This window comes from Bacteroides xylanisolvens XB1A (genome assembly GCF_000210075.1).
GTDB lineage: Bacteria > Bacteroidota > Bacteroidia > Bacteroidales > Bacteroidaceae > Bacteroides > Bacteroides xylanisolvens.
The window spans coordinates 5203854-5226010 of record NC_021017.1 but is presented as its reverse complement, the minus strand read 5'-3'; the positions used below and the strand labels follow the sequence as shown (position 1 = coordinate 5226010).

Here is a 22157-nt window from a genome sequence, read left to right as displayed (position 1 = left end):
TCAGCAGTATGCCATGCACTCCAATCGGGGAAGCCCACTACCATCTGCATATTCATACGATTCAACCATCTCTTGTGTCGGAGTACCGAATCCACCAGTCATGGAATTGCCCTCCAGTGCTTTATCACCTCCAGGAACCATATATCCATCAAAGTCATGAGTCACAGTGGAACTCTTATCATAACAATATTGTAAAATGGCTTCTTTGCTTCCTGCTTTAAAAGCATTTGAATAGTCTTCTTTTGCTTCTAGCTCATAACCCATTCCCATCACCTTTTCAGCTGCGATGCGAGCGTCATCCCATCTTTCTGCATACAACATGGCTCTTGATAACATTGCATAAGCTGCTCCGCTAGTAAGACGTCCGTTAGGAGTTTTATCAACAGGCAAATGTTCACCGGCATATTTTAAGTCGTTATATACAAAGTTCCATCCGTCGGCTTCCGAACTAACCGGCATATCCTTTTTTATATTATCCAAATCTTCATCGTATATAATCACTTCTTTATAACGTTTCAATAAATCAGTATAGAGATACCCTCTGAAGAAACGCATTTCAGCTTCCAAGCGTTCTTCATCAGTCTGACCAAATGAAGCATATTTCTTTAATTTATTGATACCTTCATTGACACGACGCACATATTCGTACATTGTCGTCCAGTTGCCCAGGTAAGTACTAACATAATTCACTGTGAGAACAGAACCTCCATAAGCTATTTCACTAGGAATCTGACATTTGGACATATAATTATAGGAACCATATTTAAGCTGGTCTGTCAAAGCCTCTGTCATTCCCGCTAAACATTGTCCGTCCCGATAGACTCCTAAATAATCTATATAGCGATAGAAATCGTTGACTGCCTGTTCTGCATAATCGAGTTTACTCCATACAAGTTTATCTGATGCTCTGTCTGTTGGAGTCATGTCCAGATAATCACTACATGAGCCAAGCCCTAAAGAGGCTCCCAACAATATGATACTTAATACTTTTGTTTTCATAATAGAACTTTTAAAGGTTTAGAAAGTCAAAGTGATACCGCCCATAATGGTGCGTTGTTGAGGATAGTATCCGTTATTTACTCCCGGAGATTCAGGATCGATTCCATCAGGAAGACCGCAGAGCGTAAATAAATTAGAACCTTCTACATAAATTCTAAGATTCTGAATGCCGACAGGACTCATCCATCTCTTGGGGAATGTGTAACCCAATTGTGCGGATTTGAGACGAAGGTATCTACCGTTACGCAACCAGAAAGTGGAAGCTAATCCATTATCTCCTCCATGTCCTTGATTACCTAGCGTAAGACGTGGGAATGTTCCATTCGGATTTTCTACTGTATATGCATTCTGAACTAAATATAATGGTGAGTTGGCACCTTCTTTAAATGCCTGTGTCCATACAGTGTTGTCGTCATAACCATTATAATAAGTACCCGTCAATGATACGTCGAACAGTGCACCTCCAGTAAATTGTGCACTTAAATCGAATCCATTCCAGGCACAATTCAGGTTCAAACCGTAAGTTAATTCGGGACGATTGCCACGTCCAACACGTGTTCTGTCATCTTCGTCTATTTTACCATCACCATTTAAATCTCTGTATTTGATATCACCGACATTAGGACGAGTGCCATACCAGGCTGAATTGTCTATTTCTTCTTCCGAACGGAATAAGCCATCTGCAACCCACACAACAGAAGCATCAACACTACGTCCTGTGCGTTTTCTCCACTCTACTGTGTTCGGACTATCTGGATAACGGAGATAACGGTTTCTTGCAAATGTCAGATTGAAGCTTGCGCCATAGGAGAATGGCTTACCTGCCAAGTTTAATTTATTACGATGGCTCACCGTTACTTCAACGCCTTTGCTATCGACCTTATTATAGTTGGCATAAGTATAATAATATCCTCCCATAGATGGGGGGTAATCGCCTCCCATTGCTGTCAAAATATCATAGGTATAATTATAGAATGCGTCAAACTCCATTCCCAACAGACCATTCCACATCGTAAAGTCAAATCCTGCATTGTAGGTTAAGGTGTTCTCCCAAGTTAGAGTAGGATTGGCAATTACAGAGGCGCGTAATGCTTGCATTACTTTTCCATTCAGAATTGTCTGGTATGCATTTTTGTTACCATCCATCAAATTGTAAGTACTAAGGAAAGCATACGGACTCACTGCATCGTTTCCTAATAAACCGACAGATGCACGTATCTTCATATCATCCAGAAATGTCAGACTAGACATAAAATCTTCTTTAGATATTCTCCACGCTACTGACGCTGACGGGAAGAATGCCCAACGTTTCCCACTAACATTGCCGGCAAATTTGTAAGAACCATCATATCGACCTGTAAACTCTGCCAAATACTTATTGTCATAGTCATATTTCAAACGAAAAACATAACCAATACTACGGTTTGCATCACTGTATCCCGAGATTGGAGAGTCTGCCGGTTGTCCAAAGCTCAATTCCGGTAGTTCAGAGAAACTCATGTTCTTATTATAGCCGGAGAAACTGTTTTCTTTATAATCCCGGATTTCTGCTAATACCATTCCTTCTACATTATGTTTTCCGAAGGAGCTTGCATAGTTTATGCTTCCTTGGCCTACCATTTGATGAGAACTATACTGTCCTTCACCTAAATTTATTCCATTTGCTGTGCCGCGAGGATCGTCTGCTTTAGACCAAGTCCAATCTGCTGTCGAAGTCGGCATTTTATGTATATATGTGGAGTAAGGCGTATTCAAATTCTTATTATGAGAAGTTGTATAGTCATAAGCTCCAGTTACTTTTACACTCAAACCTTTAACCCAAGGCACATTGTATTGCAATGAGATGTTGGTCTGCAAATCAAAGCTATTGGTATGCTTGTATCCGGATTCATAAATAGCAGCCAACGGACTGTTGGGCAGACTTGTGTTATTCTGTGTAGTAGCAGTATAAAGTCCGTCATATGTTTCCGGCAAATAAGGATGCATCATTATAGTCTGATGAGCTACTGACAACCAACCTTGTTCACCCAATTCGGAATTAGAATCCGTACCGCCTGAAGCATATCCCGGAGTTTCACGTTTACCGACATTTCCTGCAATACCTAAACTTAACTGGAAGTTCTTAGCCAGTTGAGTCTCAAGATTAGTTCTTAAATTGTATCTCTTGTAAGAGAAATTGTCAATGTTACCTTTTTGACCTAAATAACCCACAGAAGCAAAGTAACGCATCTTATCACTACCTCCCTGTATTGTTACATTGTGTTTCTGATTAATACCGGTTCCGAATACTTTATCAATATAGTTAACATTATCCCATCCGTCAGTAGGATCACCATTCAACATAGCTTCCACATTCGCCTTTGTAAAAACGGGATTATATTGACTAATGTTTGAAATGCTTCCATTAGCCATTTTATCCATCATGTCAGCCATATTATAATAATATGCAAATTGAGGTCCATTCATAAACTGCGGGAAGTTTGCATTCATAGATGCTCCTATTGAACCATTATAAGTGATTTTGGATTTTCCTTCCTGACCTTTTTTTGTAGTTATAATAATAACACCACCGGCTCCTTTTAATCCATAAACAGCTGCAGAAGCTCCATCTTTCAAAACAGATACACTTTCGATATCATTAGGGTCAATATCATTAATAGAACGAGGCATTCCGTCTACTATATAAGTAACATTATAAATAGAGCCACGAACTCGTAATGTAGCCTGATCGTCTCCGGGTTCACCAGATACTTGAACAGATGAAATACCTGGCAAACGTCCACCTAAAAGACTCGACACATTGGTTGCCGGTGCTTTCAGCAGTTCGTCGCCTTTCACCGCAGATACGGCTCCGGTTAAAGATTGCTTCTTGGCAGTACCATATCCTACCACAATCACTTCATCCAAAGCTGCCACATCATCTTTCATAACCACATTAATGGTCGTCTGACCTGCTACCTTTATTTCCTGATCTGACATTCCAACATATGAGAATGATAAAATGTCTTTTGCGGTGGCCTGAATGCTATATTTTCCATTTACATCTGTAATAGTGCCATTAGTAGTTCCTTTTACGACAACACTTACTCCTGGTAGCGGTTCTCCTATACCATCAGTAACAGTTCCTTTCACTAAACTCTGTGCATGACTACTGATAGCACATGCAAATAGCGCGCAGATTGAAAACATAAATATTTTCAATATACGAGAGTTCTTCTTGATTTTTGAGTTAAACTCTGTCATAGAATTAATTTTTAGATTATTAATATAGATTGGTTAACATATCCATTATTGTTTATAGCTGTTCCAATACTTTCCAGCATTGGTATAACCCTCTTGGTACATGGAAACATCCTTTCCATTTTCCTCCTTTGAGTGGTAGTAGCACTTCACCTCTCCGATTTAAGTATCCATACCATTCGGGATGCTCTTTATCTTTAAAATGGGTCCATGTATAATCGTGTACTTTTTCAAACCATTCCAGACATTGGTTATCTCCGGTCAATTGATAACTCTTCAGAAGAGATATGAGTGTTTCAATATGCACCCACCAGAGTTTCTGGTCCCATTCCAGTTGTTGGGGAGGACAACCGTTACGATCCATAAAATAGTAGATACCTCCATATTCTTTATCCCAACCATATTCAAGCATTGTAAGAGTGATATTCTTAGCCTTTTCGATTAATTCCGGACGGTTTAGGCGTTTCCCTAAATCCATTATAAACCACATGGCTTCAATCGCATGGCCAGGGGTAATCTGCCGTCCTTCAAAGCAATCTATCAGATTACCATTCACATCTACATTCTCAACAATGATACCACCAAGTTCGGGACGATAGAAGACAGACATAACTTCATGAATACAAGTATCCATCGCTTGTTCCAAATAGTCCTTGCCTAAAATATGCTCAATTTCCATAGCAAGATTGCATAGTATCATCGGCAGGGCAAAATTTTTTAGATTACGAGTGCCCGGATGAAGTTTATTCCATTTACCTTTCGGATTATCTACTTTGGAAAGGATAATATCGAAGGTTTTCTTGGCAATGTCAGCATATTCCTGATTACCGGTTGCAAGGCTTAATTGCCCGAAAGCCATGGCAGCGAATGTATATGAAAAGATATTGTATGGTTCTACCAATGGTCTACCCAAACGGTCAAGGGAAAAATACCAGTTATAGTCTCCATCATGTCCATATTTTTTTAAAAACTCACCACCTTGAACGGCACAATCCGACCAAACTTTCATTCATTTCTGCACCGTTTCATTCATTTTTATACTCTTTAATTCCATGATTAAAGAAAAGATAAAGAATTGTAGATTTAAAATGATACAAAGCAACTTATTGTGTATATTTGCGTTATTTATTGAGTAAAACTAATCAATATATTGAGTAAAAGTACTCATTCTATTGAATAAACAACAGAAAACATGTATAAAAGAGTTCAATATCAAACGATTACAAAAAGACTAAAAGAGCCTCGACATTTCCTGCAAGTAGTGTTAGGACCTCGCCAAGTTGGAAAGACTACAGTCATCAAACAAGTAGTCAATGATCTGAATCTACCTTATCAAATCTATTCGGCAGATAGTATTCCTGCTACACAGACATCTTGGATTTCAGACTGTTGGAATACGGCAAGAGTACAGATGCGAGTAGAAAAATTATCTGAATTTATTCTGATAATCGATGAAATTCAAAAAATAAAAAATTGGAGTGAAGTAGTCAAAAAAGAATGGGATGCAGATACATTCAATGATATTAATATGAAAGTCGTTCTTCTCGGCTCTTCACGTGTATTGTTAGAAAAGGGATTATCAGACTCGATGATGGGTCGCTTTGAAGAGATAAGAATGACACACTGGTCGTATCCGGAAATGCGGGATGCATTTAATATGAGTCTGGAACAGTATCTTTATTTCGGTGGATACCCGGGAGCAGCTTTTTTGATAGAAGATGAAGAACGCTGGGGACAATATATCAATGGAGCAATCATAGATGCCACTATCAATAAAGATATTTTATACGATTCCCCAATTAGCAAACCGGCATTATTACGGCAAACTTTTGAACTGGGAACTTCTTATTCCGGTGAAATCGTATCGCTGACCAAAATGGTAGGAGCATTACAAGACGCTGGAAATACAACAACGCTAGCAGGATATTTAAACTTACTGGGAGATAGCGGCTTACTGACCGGTTTACAAAAGTTTGCAATGGACAAGTCGCACCAAAGAGCAAGCGCTCCTAAATTTCAGGTATTCAACAATGCTTTAAAAACCGTATATAATGATTTGACTTTTAAGGAGGCTATTCTCAACAGAAAAGAATGGGGACGTATTTTTGAATCTGCAATTGGTGCACATATTGTTTCCAACGCATTTACTGGTAACTATGAAGTATTTTACTGGAGAGAAAAAGATAAGGAAGTAGATTATATATTGAAAAAGAAAAACCGGATTGTAGCCATAGAAGTAAAAAGCAACAGTGAAATGTATAATGCAGGACTAGAAGAAATACGCAAAATGTATCAACCGTATGCTAGTTTCGTAGTCGGAGAAGGGGGCATGAAAGCCGAACAATTCTTAAGTATCAATCCTGCGAAGTTATTTGAATAAAGAAATACAGCAAGAAGATGCAGGCTTGAATAATGTTTTTCCCCGTATTATTCGCTAGAATCAAAGAAAGTGCCTATCTTTACCGCAAGTATTTTTTATTATTCACCATTAAATGTAAAGATTATGGCAAGTAGAAGAGAACTCAAAAAGAACGTAAACTATATCGCAGGAGAATTATTCACCGAGTGTTTAATCAACAGTATGTTCATCCCTGGCACAGACAAGGTGAAAGCAGATGAACTGATGGCAGAGGTACTGAAGATGCAGGATGAATTTGTTACTCGCATCAGCCACACAGAACCGGGCAACGTGAAAGGTTTTTATAAGAAATTCCGTGCTGATTTTAATGCAAAGGTAAACGAGATTATTGAAGCTATAGGGAAATTGAACTAACAACAGAATGAAAAAAGCAATTTATAGCTTTATCTATTACCGCCTGTTAGGGTGGAAGACAAACGTTACGGTGCCTAATTATGACAAATGCGTGATATGTGCCGCTCCACACACAACAAACCTTGATTTATTTATTGGAAAACTATTTTATGGTGCTATAGGCCGTAAGACAAGTTTCATGATGAAAAAGGAATGGTTTTTCTTTCCGCTTGGAATCTTTTTCAAAGCAGTTGGCGGAATTCCCGTCGACCGCAGTCGAAAAACTTCGCTAGTAGATCAGATGGTTCATAAATTTGCCGAATATAAAAAGTTTAATTTGGCTATCACTCCCGAAGGAACCCGTAAAGCGAATCCAAACTGGAAAAAAGGCTTTTATTTTATAGCCTTGAAAGCCCAGGTTCCGATCGTTCTGATTGGTATTGATTACAGCAAGAAAACGATTTCGGCAACGAAAGCTATCATGCCGTCAGGAGATATTAATAAGGACATGAGAGAAATCAAACTTTACTTCAAGGATTTCAAAGGAAAACATCCGGAGAATTTCGCTCTTGGAGAAATATGATTTAAGTATTAGGTATTAAGTATAATACTTAGTTATCATGGAGTCTATCCGTATTTCTATCATACAAACCGATATTGTTTGGGAAAATAAACAAGAAAATCTCCGTTTGCTCCACGAAAAGCTGCAAAGTCTTCGTGGAATAACGGAGATTGTTGTTTTACCGGAGATGTTTTCTACCGGATTCAGTATGCAGAGTAAGATACTGGCAGAGCCAAATTCCGGGGAAACTATTACAACACTCAAACAATGGGCCGCCAAATTCCAGCTAGCCATTTGCGGAAGCTATATAGCAACAGAGAACGAACAGTTTTATAACCGTGCGTTCTTTCTGACGCCGGAAGGAGAAGAGTTCTATTATGACAAACGACATCTGTTTCGTATGGGACGGGAAGCCGAACACTTTTCGGCCGGTGATAAACGACTCATCATCCCCTATCATGGATGGAATATCTGCCTGCTAGTTTGCTATGACCTTCGTTTCCCTGTATGGAGCCGAAACGTAGGCAACGAGTACGACCTTTTAATATATGTAGCCAACTGGCCTATCCCCCGCCGTCTGGTTTGGGATACTCTACTCCGGGCACGCGCTTTAGAAAATCAATGCTATGTATGCGGTGTCAACAGAGTAGGTACAGACGGGTACCAACTTTCATATAATGGAGGAAGTAAAGTCTACTCCGCTTTCGGAGAAGAAATCGGCTCAATTCCAGATGAAAAGGAAGGAATAACGACTGTCAGTGTAAATCTCACTGCTCTCAACCAATTCAGAGAGAAGTTCCCGGTATGGAAAGATGCAGACGAATTTCATCTGTAACATTTACCAAATAACAAATGTTAAAATCAGATTCATGTAGCAACAATACCTAGAACTCGGTAGTTAATTATATAGACTTCTTTTGTATCTTTGTCGTGAAAATACAGTCGTAAGGACGCTAATCTTACATAACTTAATTAACAACTTTATGAAAACAAATCTTAGTTCTCAAATCAGTCTCCACCGGGTCTCCCCCAGATACTACAGACCGGAGAATGCATTTGAAAAATCAGTCTTGACAAGACTCGAAAAAATCCCTACGGACATCTACGAATCCGTAGAAGAAGGTGCTAACTATATTGCTCGCGAAATAGCACAGACCATCCGCGAAAAACAAAAAGCAGGACGCTTCTGCGTATTGGCACTCCCCGGAGGTGATTCGCCCAGCCACGTATATACCGAACTCATCCGCATGCATAAGGAAGAAGGTCTTAGCTTCCGCAATGTGATCGTATTTAATATGTATGAATATTACCCGTTGGCTCCCGATGCAATCAACAGCAACTTCAATGCTTTGAAGAGTATGTTGCTGGATCACATCGATATTGACAAACAGAACATATTCACTCCCGACGGAAGCATTGCCAAAGATACCATCTTCGAATATTGCCGTCTGTACGAACAACGCATCGAAAGCTTCGGAGGTATTGATATTGCCTTGTTGGGCATTGGCCGTGTAGGTAACATCGCGTTCAACGAACCGGGTTCCCGACTGAATTCTACCACTCGTCTGATTTTGTTGGATAATGCATCACGCAACGAAGCATCCAAGATTTTCGGAACGCTGGATAATACGCCGATCAGTTCTATTACAATGGGTGTATCCACTATCCTTGGCGCAAAGAAGGTTTATCTGCTTGCATGGGGGGAAAACAAAGCAGCTATGATTAAAGAATGTGTGGAAGGTGCGATCACTGACACTATTCCGGCTTCTTATCTGCAAACTCACAACAACGCGCATGTAGCTCTTGATCTTTCAGCAGCTATGAACTTAACACGTATCCAACGTCCGTGGCTGGTAACTTCTTGCGAATGGAATGATAAACTAATCCGTAGCGCCATTGTTTGGTTGTGTCAGTTGACCGGCAAACCGATTCTGAAGTTGACAAATAAAGACTATAACGAAAACGGTTTGAGTGAACTTCTGGCACTTTACGGTTCTGCGTACAATGTAAACATCAAAATCTTCAATGATTTACAGCACACCATTACCGGATGGCCGGGTGGCAAACCTAATGCTGATGACACCTACCGTCCGGAACGTGCAAAACCGTATCCGAAACGTGTAATCATTTTCTCTCCGCATCCGGATGATGACGTTATTTCGATGGGTGGTACGCTTCGTCGTTTGGTAGAGCAAAAACATGAAGTACACGTAGCTTACGAAACTTCCGGTAATATCGCCGTTGGTGACGAAGAAGTAGTTCGTTTCATGCATTTCATCAACGGATTCAACCAACTCTTCAATAACAGTGCAGATCAGGTTATCAATGAGAAATATGCAGAAATACGTAATTTCTTGAAAGAGAAGAAAGATGGTGATATGGACAGTCGTGACATTCTGACTATCAAAGGTCTGATTCGTCGTGGTGAAGCCCGTACGGCCTGTACTTATAACAATATACCATTGGAACGATGCCACTTCCTAGACTTGCCGTTCTATGAAACAGGTAAGATTCAGAAAAACCCGATCAGTGAAGCAGACGTGGAAATCGTACGTAACTTGCTTCGTGAAGTGAAACCTCATCAGATTTTCGTTGCAGGTGACTTGGCCGACCCGCACGGAACACACCGTGTATGTACGGACGCCGTATTCGCAGCCGTTGATCTTGAAAAAGAAGAAGGTGCCAAATGGCTGAAAGACTGCCGTATCTGGATGTACCGTGGTGCGTGGGCTGAATGGGAAATCGAAAATATTGAAATGGCAGTGCCGATCAGTCCGGAAGAACTTCGTGCAAAACGTAACTCTATCCTGAAACATCAGTCGCAGATGGAAAGCGCTCCGTTCCTGGGTAATGACGAACGTTTGTTCTGGCAACGTAGCGAAGACCGCAACCGTGGCACAGCTACTTTGTATGATAAGTTAGGACTGGCTTCTTACGAAGCAATGGAAGCATTTGTAGAATACGTTCCTTTATAAGAATAATATTCTTAATTAAGAGAATATAAAACAATAAAAGAAGAGTGGGAAGTTTCGATACTTCTCGCTCTTTTTTTGTTATTTTTGCGGGGATAATTCACCACAGAGGAAAGGAGGACACAGAGTTATTATGAACAACCATTTTTATATCGCTTCATAGATTTGCCCTCCGTGTTCTCCTTTCCTCTGTGGTGAAAATGAGAACAAAAGCATTGAATAATGAAAAAGATAATAGTGTTTCTTCTATGCCTTACTGTAAGTGCTAATTTTCTTTTCGCTCAAGATATTGAAAGAAATGTAAAAGAACGGCTGACGGATTACTTCAACAAATATACCGCAACAGCCAAAATCAGCACTCCTAAACTGAACAGTTTCGATATAAATTATGATCGCAAGACGATTGCAATCTATGCATCGGAGAGTTTCGCCTATCAGCCTTTCCGTCCGGAAACTGTAGAAAACATTTATAATCAAGTTAAAGAACTGCTTCCGGGGCCTGTTCATTATTACCAGCTCACCATTTATGCGGATGGAAAACCTATTGAGGATTTGGTTCCTAATTTCTACCGGAATAAGAAAAAGGATAAGGAGCGGTCATCTTTGAATATAAATTATAAAGGAGCTCCCTGGGTGAAAAACATTTCACGTCCCAATGAAATTTCACGCGGACTGCAAAACCGTCATATCGCAATCTGGCAAAGCCACGGCAACTACTTCAAAAATGATAAAAACGAATGGGGATGGCAACGCCCTCGATTATTCTGCACCACGGAAGATATGTTCACTCAATCTTTCGTTCTTCCATACGTGATTCCCATGTTGGAAAATGCTGGAGCGATTGTTTATACTCCCCGTGAACGGGATACGCAGAAGAATGAAATCATCGTAGATAATGACACTCCCAACGCTTCCCTTTATCTGGAAGTGGGTAGCAAAAAAGCTAATTGGACAAATGCCCCGGTAAGAGGATTTGCTCAAAAGAAAACGATCTACAAAGAGGGAGAGAATCCTTTCACTGACGGAACCTGTCGTTTCATACCAACCGAAAGAAAGAAAAAGAAGAATAAAGACCAGGTATTTGCCGAATGGGTACCTACTCTACCGGCAACAGGCAAGTATGCCGTTTATGTTTCCTATCAGACACTCCCAAATAGTGTAAGCGACGCCAAATATCTGGTATTCCATAACGGAGGAGTAACCGAATTTAAAGTTAATCAGAAAATAGGTGGAGGCACATGGGTTTACCTCGGAACGTTTGAATTTGATAAAGGGAACAACGACTACGGCATGGTGGTACTTAGCAACGAGAGCAGCGAACATGGAGTTGTATGCGCCGATGCAGTACGTTTTGGAGGTGGAATGGGAAACATTGCCCGTGGAGGAAGAACCAGCGGGCTACCCCGTTATTTGGAAGGAGCACGCTACTCTGCGCAATGGGCGGGAATGCCATACGAAGTGTATGCAGGACGTAAAGGTGAAAACGACTATACAGACGACATCAACACACGTTCCAACGCTATCAACTATTTGTCGGGCAGTTCTGTCTACAACCCGCAACAATCGGGTTTAGGCGTACCTTTGGAAATGACTATGGCGTTGCACAGTGATGCCGGATGCAGCAAGACTGATGAGCTTATCGGATCGCTCGGTATCTATACCACCGATTTCAATAATGGAAAGCTGAATACAGGAACAGACCGGTATGCATCACGTGATTTAGCCGATATTCTGCTCACACAGATTCAAAAAGATATTTATTCAAGTTACAGCATCCCCTGGACACGCCGCAGTATGTGGAACCGGAATTACAGTGAAACACGTCTCCCGGCTACACCTTCTACGATTATCGAACTGCTCTCCCATCAGAACTTCGCAGATATGCAGTTAGGGCATGATCCGAACTTCAAGTTTACAGTAGGACGAGCCATTTATAAAGGTATTTTGCAGTTCATTACCAGCCAGCATGATAAAGAATATATAGTTCAGCCCCTACCAGTCAGCAATTTCGCCATTCAATTCGGAAAGAAAAAGAATACATTGGAACTTTCATGGAAAGGTGAAGATGATCCGCAAGAACCGACTGCACGCCCACGGGAATACATCGTATATACACGCATCGGTTATGGAGGCTTTGACAATGGAACCTTAGTCAGCAAAACGTCCCACACCGTTAAAATAGAACCAGGGCTCGTTTATTCATTCAAAGTGACTGCCGTAAACCGCGGCGGGGAAAGCTTTCCCTCCGAAATCCTTTCCGCTTATAAAGCCAAACGCGAACAGGAAAAGGTAATTATCATCAATGGCTTTGACAGAATCAGCGGTCCGGCGGTCATTAATACTTCTGAAAGAGCAGGATTCGATTTATCACAAGATCCCGGAGTCCCGTATATATCAAACATTTCGTTTTGCGGAGCACAAACAGGCTTCGACCGTACACAAGCCGGAAAAGAAGGAAAAGGCAGTCTGGGCCATAGCGGAAACGAGTTAGAAGGAATGAAAATAGCAGGGAACACATTCGATTATCCTTTTATTCATGGAAAAGCGATTCAGGCAGCCGGCAAATATAGTTTTGTATCATGCAGTGACGAAGCGGTAGAAAACGGATTGGTTACGTTAGAAGATTATCCGGTGGTAGATTATATCCTGGGACTGGAAAAAGAAGACCCCGCAAATAAAGCGTACTACAAGACATTCTCCTCGGCTATGCAACGAATTATGACCAGTTATTGTCAGTCGGGAGGTAGTCTATTTGTCAGCGGTGCTTATGTAGGAAGCGATATGAGCGGCACACAAGGCAACCGGGAGTTTACAGAGAAAATACTGAAATATGGTTATCAAAGTAGCCTGACGGATAAGAGTGCAAATCAGATTAAAGGATTGGGGCGCACGATCACGATCCCGCGTCTGCCCAATGAGAACAGTTATGCGGTTCCTGCAGCAGATTGCATCGTTCCCGTAGATACTGCTTTCCCTGTATTTACGTATGTACCCGGCAATCAGAGCGCAGGTATCGCTTACAAAGGAAACTACCGCACTTTTGTATTGGGCTTTCCTTTCGAAAGCATCCAGTCGGAAGCGGATCGGGCAACCATCATGGCAGGCATCTTGGGATTCTTTACTCAAAAATAAAAAATATCCTTTTTTTTTAATCCGTTTCTCATTTTAAATTCTATCTTTGCTACTATAATAACCTTTAAAACTAAAAAACAATGTATACTATACAAGCAAATCCTAGCGGTACACGCAGCATAGAAGTATCTAATGAAAACTTGAGAACAATTGAGAAATATGCTCTGTTCCGTCATCTTATCGACAGTACCGGTATTGTAGATGAAGCAGTTCTGGATAAGTTGAAACTTAATATCCGCTCCCTTATCGCCAGTCAGGAAGAAGACAGTAAAGACTTGCTGGACCTTTGTATCGACGTGATTTATCACAATAATATGAAGGCATTCGGTCTGCAACAGCTCATTAAGCTCTATCTTACCTGGCTTTCCAACACGGAAGCGGAAGAAGAGGAGGAATAATGATTACGGTAGATACCTGCGGAATAACAGCATACAGTCCGCTGATTCCTGCAATAAGAGCAATGTGCACTGCCTCTCCGGGAGAAACGATAGAGATTATCATGAACCATGCTGACGCGTTTCAGGATCTAAAGGAATATCTGTCCGAACAAGGTATCGGTTTTCGTGAAATCTATGATGGAGAACAAATGACATTACAGTTCACAATCAATGGGAAGTTATAAAAAAACATCTCAATGATTGAAGCAAAACATCCCGATAATCGAAGTTAAACATCTCAATGAATAAAAAAATCATTGGGATGTTTTTTATTATCCGTATCTTTGCAGCATGAAAGAATATCGATTGACTGACTGGTTACCTACTACCAAGAAAGAAGTAGAACTTCGCGGATGGAATGAATTGGATGTCATTCTATTCAGTGCTGACGCCTATGTGGATCACCCTTCTTTTGGTGCTGCCGTTATTGGACGGATTCTTGAAGCGGAAGGTTTGAAAATAGCCATTGTACCCCAGCCCAACTGGCGTGACGACCTGCGTGACTTCAAGAAGTTGGGACGCCCACGGCTATTCTTCGGTATCTCCGGTGGATGTATGGACTCAATGGTAAATAAATACACAGCCAACAAACGATTGCGCAGCGAAGATGCATATACCCCGGACGGTCGTCCGGATATGCGTCCGGAATATCCTTCTACGGTTTATAGCCAGATACTAAAGAAACTTTATCCGGATGTTCCCGTAGTTATCGGAGGAATCGAAGCCAGTTTAAGACGGTTAAGTCATTACGATTATTGGCAGGACAAAGTGCAAAAGAGCATTTTATGCGACAGCGGTGCCGACCTGCTCATTTACGGAATGGGAGAAAAACCACTTCCAGACCTGGTGAAGAATATGAAAAGTCTGCTTACTGCTGAAGAGCCAGTACTGACAAGCAGTAAATTCAGAACAATCATCGGATCAGTTCCTCAAACAGCCTATCTTTGTCGTGCAACAGAATGGACCTCTGCCGAAGATGACCTTCCACTTTATTCGCACGAAGAATGTCTGGCAGATAAAAAGAAACAGGCAAGCAATTTCCGGCATATCGAAGAAGAATCCAACAAATATTCGGCTTCCCGAATCACGCAAGCCGTCGGAAACAAGATAGTAGTAGTCAATCCTCCATATCCTCCGATGAGCCAGGAAGATCTCGATCGTTCGTTTGATTTGCCATATACCCGGCTACCTCATCCTAAATATAAAGGGAAACGGATTCCGGCTTATGACATGATTAAGTTTTCCATTAACATTCACCGGGGATGTTTCGGTGGTTGTGCCTTCTGCACCATTTCCGCTCATCAGGGAAAGTTTATCGTCAGCCGTAGCAAAGAGTCCATACTGAAAGAGGTGAAAGAGGTCATCCAGTTACCCGATTTCAAAGGATATTTAAGCGATTTGGGTGGTCCTTCCGCTAACATGTATCAGATGAAAGGAAAAGACGAAGCTATTTGCAAGAAGTGCAAACGACCGTCATGTATCCATCCGAAAGTTTGCCCGAATCTAAATACCGACCATCGCCCCTTACTGGATATTTACCGTGCAGTAGATGCCTTGCCCGGAATAAAAAAATCGTTTATCGGTAGCGGAATACGCTATGACCTGTTACTTCATCAAAGTAAAGATGAAGCGATCAACCGCAGCACTGCCGAGTATACCCGTGAATTGATTGTCAATCACGTAAGTGGTCGGCTGAAAGTAGCTCCGGAGCATACCAGTGACCGGGTATTATCTGTGATGCGCAAACCTTCTTTCGAGCAATTTGAAACATTCAAAAGGATATTCGACCGTATCAACCGGGAAGAGAATCTACGTCAACAACTGATTCCGTATTTCATTTCCTCGCATCCCGGATGCAAAGAAGAAGATATGGCGGAACTTGCCGTTATCACTAAACGTCTGGACTTCCACCTGGAACAAGTGCAGGACTTCACTCCTACTCCGATGACGGTTGCTACCGAAGCTTGGTATACCGGATTCCATCCATACACGTTAGAACCGATATTCAGTGCTAAAACCCAACGGGAGAAACTAGCACAACGACAGTTCTTTTTTTGGTATAAACCGGAAGAAAGGAGAAATATCATCAATGAGTTGAGACGTATCGGACGTTCTGACCTAATAGACAAATTATACGGAAAAGGAAAGGACACGGAGAGAGGGAAAGGAAAAAGATAGAGTGAAATTTCAAATTAGGGATTAGACACAGATTACGCGGATTATACGTTTTTTTAAGTTGCACAGCTATATTTATCCGCATAATCCGTGTCTAAAAAATATATTCCTTTTCGTAGGTTTTTACTCTAATTCAATTACTGATTCACATCATTACCATGCATAAACCACTCATTTATTCTTCTTTCACTGGCAACGCCACAATCTCCTGCAACACACTGACTGCCGTCTCCACATTAGTAACATTTTTAATCAACATACTCCGTCTGCCATTTTGCTCACGCAGATCACAGCGCCGGGTATACTTCATCATATAGTCTATCACTTTACCGAAAGCCTTACTTTGATAGAACGGACTATCCGGATTGGAAACAAAAAACAAGGTCATTCGGCCGCCTTTCAGGAAAATCTTCTCTGCTCCCAAACGCGCTGACAAACGGCGTAAAGGAACAATGCGGAGTAATTCTTCCGTTTCCCGGGGAACCGGACCGAAGCGGTCTTCCAAGCGGGAGCGGAAAGCCTCCACATCCTTATCCAATGTCAGTCCATCCAGTTCACGATAGAGCAACATACGTTCGCTGCTGCCAGTTACGTAGTTGGCCGGCAATAAAAGTTCGAGGTCACTTTCTACCTGACACTCCTCTACAAATTCTTCTCCACTAATTTGTCCTTCACCTTTTATTTCATCAGCATACAGTTCTGCAAATTCATCTGTTTTCAGTTCATGGACAGCTTCAGTCAGAATCTTCTGATATGTTTCATATCCCAAATCAGCGACAAAGCCACTTTGCTCGGCTCCGAGCAAATTTCCAGCTCCACGAATATCCAAATCCTGCATGGCAATATGAATACCACTTCCCAAATCACTAAAGTTCTCAATCGCTTGAAGACGTCGTCTCCCTTCGGTGGTCAGACTGCTCAACGGAGGAGCCAACAGATAACAGAATGCTTTCTTGTTACTACGCCCTACCCGTCCACGCATCTGATGGAGGTCACTCAATCCGAAGTTTTGCGCCTGATTGATAATGATGGTATTTGCATTCGGAATATCGATACCACTTTCGATGATTGTGGTTGCCAAGAGCACGTCATAGTCATAGTTGACAAAATCCAGAATAATTTTCTCCAGTTCTGTCGGCTCCATCTGCCCGTGTCCGATTGCTACACGACAATCCGGGATATGGCGCTCTATCATTGCTTTCAGTTCCGGCAAGTTCGCAATCCGGTTATTGACGAAAAAGACCTGCCCGTTACGGCTCATCTCAAAGTTGATGGCATCCGTAATCACTTCTTCATTAAAAGTATGCACTTCGGTCTGAATCGGATAGCGGTTAGGCGGCGGAGTGGAAATCACGCTCAAATCACGCGCACCCATCAACGAAAATTGAAGGGTACGGGGAATCGGAGTAGCAGTCATTGTGAGTGTATCTACATTCACTTTCAATTGACGCAGCTTTTCTTTTACGGAAACTCCGAATTTCTGTTCTTCGTCAACAATCAGCAGTCCCAAGTCTTTAAACTGAACATCCTTGCCTAAGATACGGTGAGTACCTATCAGAATACCGACATCTCCATCCTTCAGTCCTTTCAATACAGCTTTGGTTTGTGCGGCAGTACGTGCGCGACTTAAATATTCCACCCGGCATGGCAGTCCTTTCAGACGTTCGCGGAATGTTTGAAAATGCTGGTAAGCAAGCACCGTTGTCGGAACCAGAACGGCCACTTGTTTATTATCGGCAACAGCTTTGAAAGCGGCACGGATTGCAACTTCTGTTTTTCCAAATCCTACATCTCCACAAACCAGACGGTCCATCGGGCGGTCACTTTCCATATCCGCTTTGACATCAATCGTCGCCTTACTCTGATCCGGTGTATCTTCATAAATAAAGGATGCTTCCAACTCACGCTGCAAGAAACTATCGGGACTATAAGAGAACCCTTTTTCCTGACGACGCTGCGAATACAATTTTATCAAATCGCGGGCAATATCCTTGATTTTGCTCTTCGTACGTTCTTTCAGTTTCTCCCATGCCCCTGTACCTAATTTGTTAAGCCGGGGAGCCTCTCCCTCCTTACCTTTATATTTAGAAACTTTATGCAGTGAATGAATGGAAACGAACACTACATCTTCATTCTGAAACACCAGTTTCAAAACTTCCTGCGTAGTATCACCATTCGGTATACGCACCAAACCGGAAAAACGTCCGATACCATGATCGGTATGCACCACATAATCTCCTGGAGTAAACTGATTCAGTTCTTTTAAGGACAGTGCTACTTTTCCCAAACGGGCTTTATCACTTTTCAGATTATATTTATGGAAACGGTCAAACAACTGATGGTCAGTGAAGATACAGAGCCGTAGTGTGTTATCTACAAATCCTTCATGTATGGTACGCTCTACGGGAGTAAAATTAATCTGATCGCCTCGGTCTTCAAAAATAGCCTTGATACGATCTGTCTGCTTCATACTGTCACTACAGATATATAGCGAATAACCTTTTTCCAAATAATCTTTGAAAGAAGAAGCTACCAAATCGAAATTCTTATGAAAGATGGGTTGGGCAGATGTATTGAAAGTAACACTGGCATTCGGCGTTCCGGTTGGTTTGTTACCAAATTCCAATCGGCGGAAATCGAGTGCCCGTACAGTAAATTCACTGCCGTCTATCAGTTTTCCTTCTAATGTAATGCCTCCATTCTCTGCGGCTTCCTGAACAGCTATTGCCTGGGGAGTCAACGCTTCATCATGCACCACCTGGATTCGTTCACGCAACCAAAGAAAATCGCGCATTGCCAGAGTAGTATCTTTCGGGATAAAATCCAGAAAGGAAGTTGTCACGTCTCCTGTCACTGCTAAATCGGGAACAATGGACACTCCACTTTTCTTCTCGCGGGATAATTGGGACTCTACTTCAAAGGTACGGATACTTTCTACTTCATCACCAAAGAAATCAATACGATAAGGATATTCCGAAGCAAAAGAGAAAACGTCGATAATGCTACCGCGAACAGCGTATTGCCCCGGTTCATATACATAATCTACGTATTCGAAGCCATAACTATGCAACACATCAGTGATAAACGTGGTATCCACTTTCTCCCCTACATTCAGTTTTAGGGTTTTATCGCTCAATTCCTTTCGCGACACTACTTTCTCTGCCAATGCATCCGGGTACGTAACGATACATAGTCCCTCCTCCCCTTTTTGCAAACGGCTAAGTACTTCCGTGCGCAGAATCTCATTGGCTGCGTCTTTTTGCCCATATTTAATAGAGCGACGGAATGAAGATGGAAAGAATAACACCTTTTCCGTACCCAATATCTGCGTCAAATCATGATAAAAATAGCCGGCTTCTTCAAGATCACCTAAAATAAAGACAAACGGGCAACCACCCTCTTGCACCAGTACAGAAGAAAAAAGAGAAGCAGCAGATGCACACAGTCCTCCGCAAAAAACAGTCTGAACAGAAGTGTCCTTCAACAAGCGCTTCATTACTGCCATATTGGGGTGGGCAGCATATTGTTGTTGCAATTCAGTTATTGTCATACCTATAAAATTTCCCCGCAAAATTACAAAAAAGAATCGCAGGACAGACATAAGTGTGGGAAAGTTTTCATCCCCCCAAAGTTTCTCACCGAGAAACAAAGTGTTCCACACCGAGAAACAACTTGTTTCACACCGAGGAACAAACCGTTTCACACCAAGAAACAAAAGATTGCATTCTGCTCTTCACGTTAAATTTTCCTTAGTTCGGCTATAACTAAAGGAAAAGAACTACTTTTGTTTTAAATTTTATAGTATCTATATGCAGACATCGGATAGCATTGTAATTATCCCTACCTATAATGAACGGGAGAACATAGAAAATATCATCCGTGCCGTATTCGGCCTTCCCAAAGTATTCCATATTCTGGTAATAGAAGACGGCTCTCCGGACGGAACGGCAACCATCGTAAAAACCTTGCAACAAGAATTTCCCGAACGGCTTTTTATGATTGAGCGTAAAGGGAAACTGGGATTGGGCACTGCCTATATTACCGGATTTAAATGGGCACTGGAACACGCATACGAGTATATCTTTGAAATGGATGCCGACTTCAGTCATAATCCGAACGATTTGCCCCGTTTGTATCAGGCTTGTTCGGAACAGGGTGGAGATGTATCCATCGGCTCCCGCTACATCAGCGGAGTAAATGTAGTGAACTGGCCGATGGGACGGGTATTAATGTCGTACTTTGCCTCCAAATATGTGCGGTTCATCACAGGAATACCCGTACACGACACGACTGCCGGATTTGTCTGCTACCGCCGTCAGGTACTGGAAATGATTGATTTGGATCATATCCGTTTTAAGGGATATGCTTTTCAGATTGAAATGAAATTCACTGCTTACAAATGTGGTTTTAAAATCATCGAAGTTCCCGTGATTTTCATTAATCGTGAACTAGGAACTTCCAAAATGAATAGCAGCATCTTTGGAGAGGCCATATTTGGTGTGATTAAATTAAAAGTAAATAGTTGGTTCCATAAATTCCCGCAAAAGTCATGAAACGTACACTGATTCAAAATGCCGTTATTGTTAACGAAGGAAGAAAAGTACTGGGTTCAGTAGTCATTGAAAATGAAAAGATAGCCGAAATATTGGTGGGTGAAGAAAAAGCAACTGCTCCTTGTGACGAAGTCATTGACGCAAGCGGGTGTTATCTCCTGCCGGGTGCCATCGACGAACATGTTCATTTCCGCGATCCCGGACTGACTCATAAAGCTGATATTACCACAGAAAGCCATGCCGCTGCAGCAGGAGGTGTCACTTCCATCATGGATATGCCCAATACAAACCCGCAGACTACGACGCTGGAGGCTTTGGAAGAGAAATTCATCCTACTAGGTGAGAAATCAGCAGTCAACTATTCCTGCTATTTCGGAGCAACGAATAATAACTATACCCAGTTTGCGCAACTGGATAAACACCGGGTTTGTGGCGTGAAGTTATTTATGGGTTCAAGCACCGGCAATATGCTGGTAGACCGGATGGCCAGCTTGCGTAATATATTCGGCGGAACCGATCTGCTCATCGCCGCCCATTGCGAAGACCAGGGAATTATCAAAGAAAATACAGATAAATATAAGAAAGAATACGGAGACGATGTACCTCTGGCTCTTCATCCGCTTCTCCGTTCGGAAGAGGCTTGCTATCGTTCGTCCGAGCTGGCTGTGCAACTGGCACGGGAAACAAATGCCCGCCTGCACATCATGCATATTTCCACCGCTAAAGAGTTGAGTCTGTTTTCCAACGTTCCTCTGGCACAAAAAAGAATTACAGCAGAAGCCTGCGTTTCTCATCTACTCTTTACAGAAGAAGATTATCAGACATTGGGTGCCCGCATTAAATGTAACCCTGCCATCAAGACTGCACAAGACCGGAAAGCCTTGCAAAAGGCTGTCAACAGCGGTCTGATTGATGCCATCGCAACCGATCATGCCCCACACTTGCTTAGTGAAAAAGAAGGAGGTGCATTAAAGGCAATGTCCGGGATGCCGATGATTCAGTTCTCGCTAGTCAGCATGTTGGAGTTGGCAGATAAAGGAGCGTTTACCATCGAAAAAGTGGTAGAAAAAATGGCTCATGCTCCCGCACAGATGTATGAGATACCAAACAGGGGATTCATCCGCAAAGGCTATCAGGCTGACCTGGTATTAGTCCGCCCCGGAAGCGAATGGACTGTAACAACCGATTGTATTCTAAGCAAATGTAAATGGAGTCCATTAGAGGGACACACATTCGACTGGAAAGTAGAGAAAACATTTGTAAACGGACATCTGTTATATAACAACGGAGAAATAGACGAGACTTATCGCGGACAAGAATTGTTCTTCGAACGAT

14 protein-coding genes and 1 pseudogene are annotated in these 22157 nt (G+C 41.9%); 11 read left to right on the top strand and 4 right to left on the bottom strand.

All coding sequences use genetic code 11. The annotated features are described in order from the left end of the window. From BXY_RS20415 to BXY_RS20405, 3 genes and pseudogenes are all read right to left on the bottom strand, one after another. Positions 1-999: a RagB/SusD family nutrient uptake outer membrane protein gene (locus BXY_RS20415; protein ID WP_015532836.1), complete on the bottom strand. Its 999-nt coding sequence runs from the start codon at positions 997-999 to the stop codon at positions 1-3. An 18-nt stretch (positions 1000-1017) separates the two neighbouring features. Continuing rightward, the gene (locus BXY_RS20410) at positions 1018-4242 is read right to left on the bottom strand and encodes a SusC/RagA family TonB-linked outer membrane protein (protein WP_015532835.1); all 3225 of its coding nucleotides are present in this window, start codon (positions 4240-4242) and stop codon (positions 1018-1020) included. 52 nt (positions 4243-4294) lie between these two features. Next, positions 4295-5245, bottom strand: a pseudogene (locus BXY_RS20405) (AGE family epimerase/isomerase); the annotation flags it as partial. A gap of 186 nt (positions 5246-5431) precedes the next feature. Between BXY_RS20405 and BXY_RS20400 the strand changes: the two are divergent. The 9 genes from BXY_RS20400 (at position 5432) to BXY_RS20360 (ending at position 16272) form a co-directional block, all read left to right on the top strand. Next, positions 5432-6619 carry an ATP-binding protein gene (locus BXY_RS20400; protein ID WP_015532833.1) on the top strand — a complete coding sequence of 396 codons (1188 nt, stop codon included), beginning with the start codon at positions 5432-5434 and terminating at the stop codon, positions 6617-6619. A 123-nt stretch (positions 6620-6742) separates the two neighbouring features. Continuing rightward, entirely contained in the window at positions 6743-7012 is a 270-nt protein-coding gene (locus tag BXY_RS20395) for a hypothetical protein (protein ID WP_004306027.1), read from the top strand. A gap of 7 nt (positions 7013-7019) precedes the next feature. Further along, the gene (locus BXY_RS20390) at positions 7020-7574 is read left to right on the top strand and encodes a 1-acyl-sn-glycerol-3-phosphate acyltransferase (protein WP_004312588.1); all 555 of its coding nucleotides are present in this window, start codon (positions 7020-7022) and stop codon (positions 7572-7574) included. Between the two features lie 37 nt (positions 7575-7611). Further along, on the top strand, positions 7612-8388 hold the full coding sequence (locus BXY_RS20385) for an amidohydrolase (RefSeq protein ID WP_004312590.1): 777 nt from the start codon (positions 7612-7614) through the stop codon (positions 8386-8388). Between the two features lie 148 nt (positions 8389-8536). After that, positions 8537-10528, top strand: a complete 1992-nt coding sequence (locus BXY_RS20380) for a glucosamine-6-phosphate deaminase (RefSeq protein WP_004312593.1) — start codon at positions 8537-8539, stop codon at positions 10526-10528. A 219-nt stretch (positions 10529-10747) separates the two neighbouring features. Beyond that, positions 10748-13657, top strand: coding sequence for a golvesin C-terminal-like domain-containing protein (locus BXY_RS20375; protein ID WP_015532832.1), 2910 nt, complete (start codon positions 10748-10750; stop codon positions 13655-13657). A gap of 80 nt (positions 13658-13737) precedes the next feature. Further along, positions 13738-14055, top strand: coding sequence for a hypothetical protein (locus BXY_RS20370; protein ID WP_004312597.1), 318 nt, complete (start codon positions 13738-13740; stop codon positions 14053-14055). After that, on the top strand, positions 14055-14279 hold the full coding sequence (locus BXY_RS20365; protein ID WP_004312598.1) for a sulfurtransferase TusA family protein: 225 nt from the start codon (positions 14055-14057) through the stop codon (positions 14277-14279). Before BXY_RS20370 ends, BXY_RS20365 begins: the two co-directional genes overlap by 1 nt. Before the next feature lie 106 nt (positions 14280-14385). Next, a complete protein-coding gene (locus tag BXY_RS20360) occupies positions 14386-16272 on the top strand; it encodes a YgiQ family radical SAM protein (protein ID WP_015532831.1) in 1887 nt (628 codons plus the stop codon). A gap of 172 nt (positions 16273-16444) precedes the next feature. On the opposite strand, the gene mfd is transcribed toward BXY_RS20360, so the two are convergent. Further along, positions 16445-19819 (bottom strand): transcription-repair coupling factor, encoded by a 3375-nt coding sequence (gene mfd, locus BXY_RS20355; protein WP_151929277.1) that lies wholly within the window; start codon positions 19817-19819, stop codon positions 16445-16447. Positions 19820-20078: 259 nt separating this feature from the next. On the opposite strand from mfd, the gene BXY_RS20350 reads away from it, so the two are divergent. Both BXY_RS20350 and BXY_RS20345 read left to right on the top strand, forming a co-directional pair. Then, positions 20079-20822: a polyprenol monophosphomannose synthase gene (locus tag BXY_RS20350; RefSeq protein WP_004312608.1), complete on the top strand. Its 744-nt coding sequence runs from the start codon at positions 20079-20081 to the stop codon at positions 20820-20822. Next, positions 20819-22157 (top strand): dihydroorotase (locus BXY_RS20345; RefSeq protein ID WP_208946875.1); only part of this gene is annotated, 1339 nt, incomplete at its 3' end. The genes BXY_RS20350 and BXY_RS20345, both read left to right, overlap by 4 nt.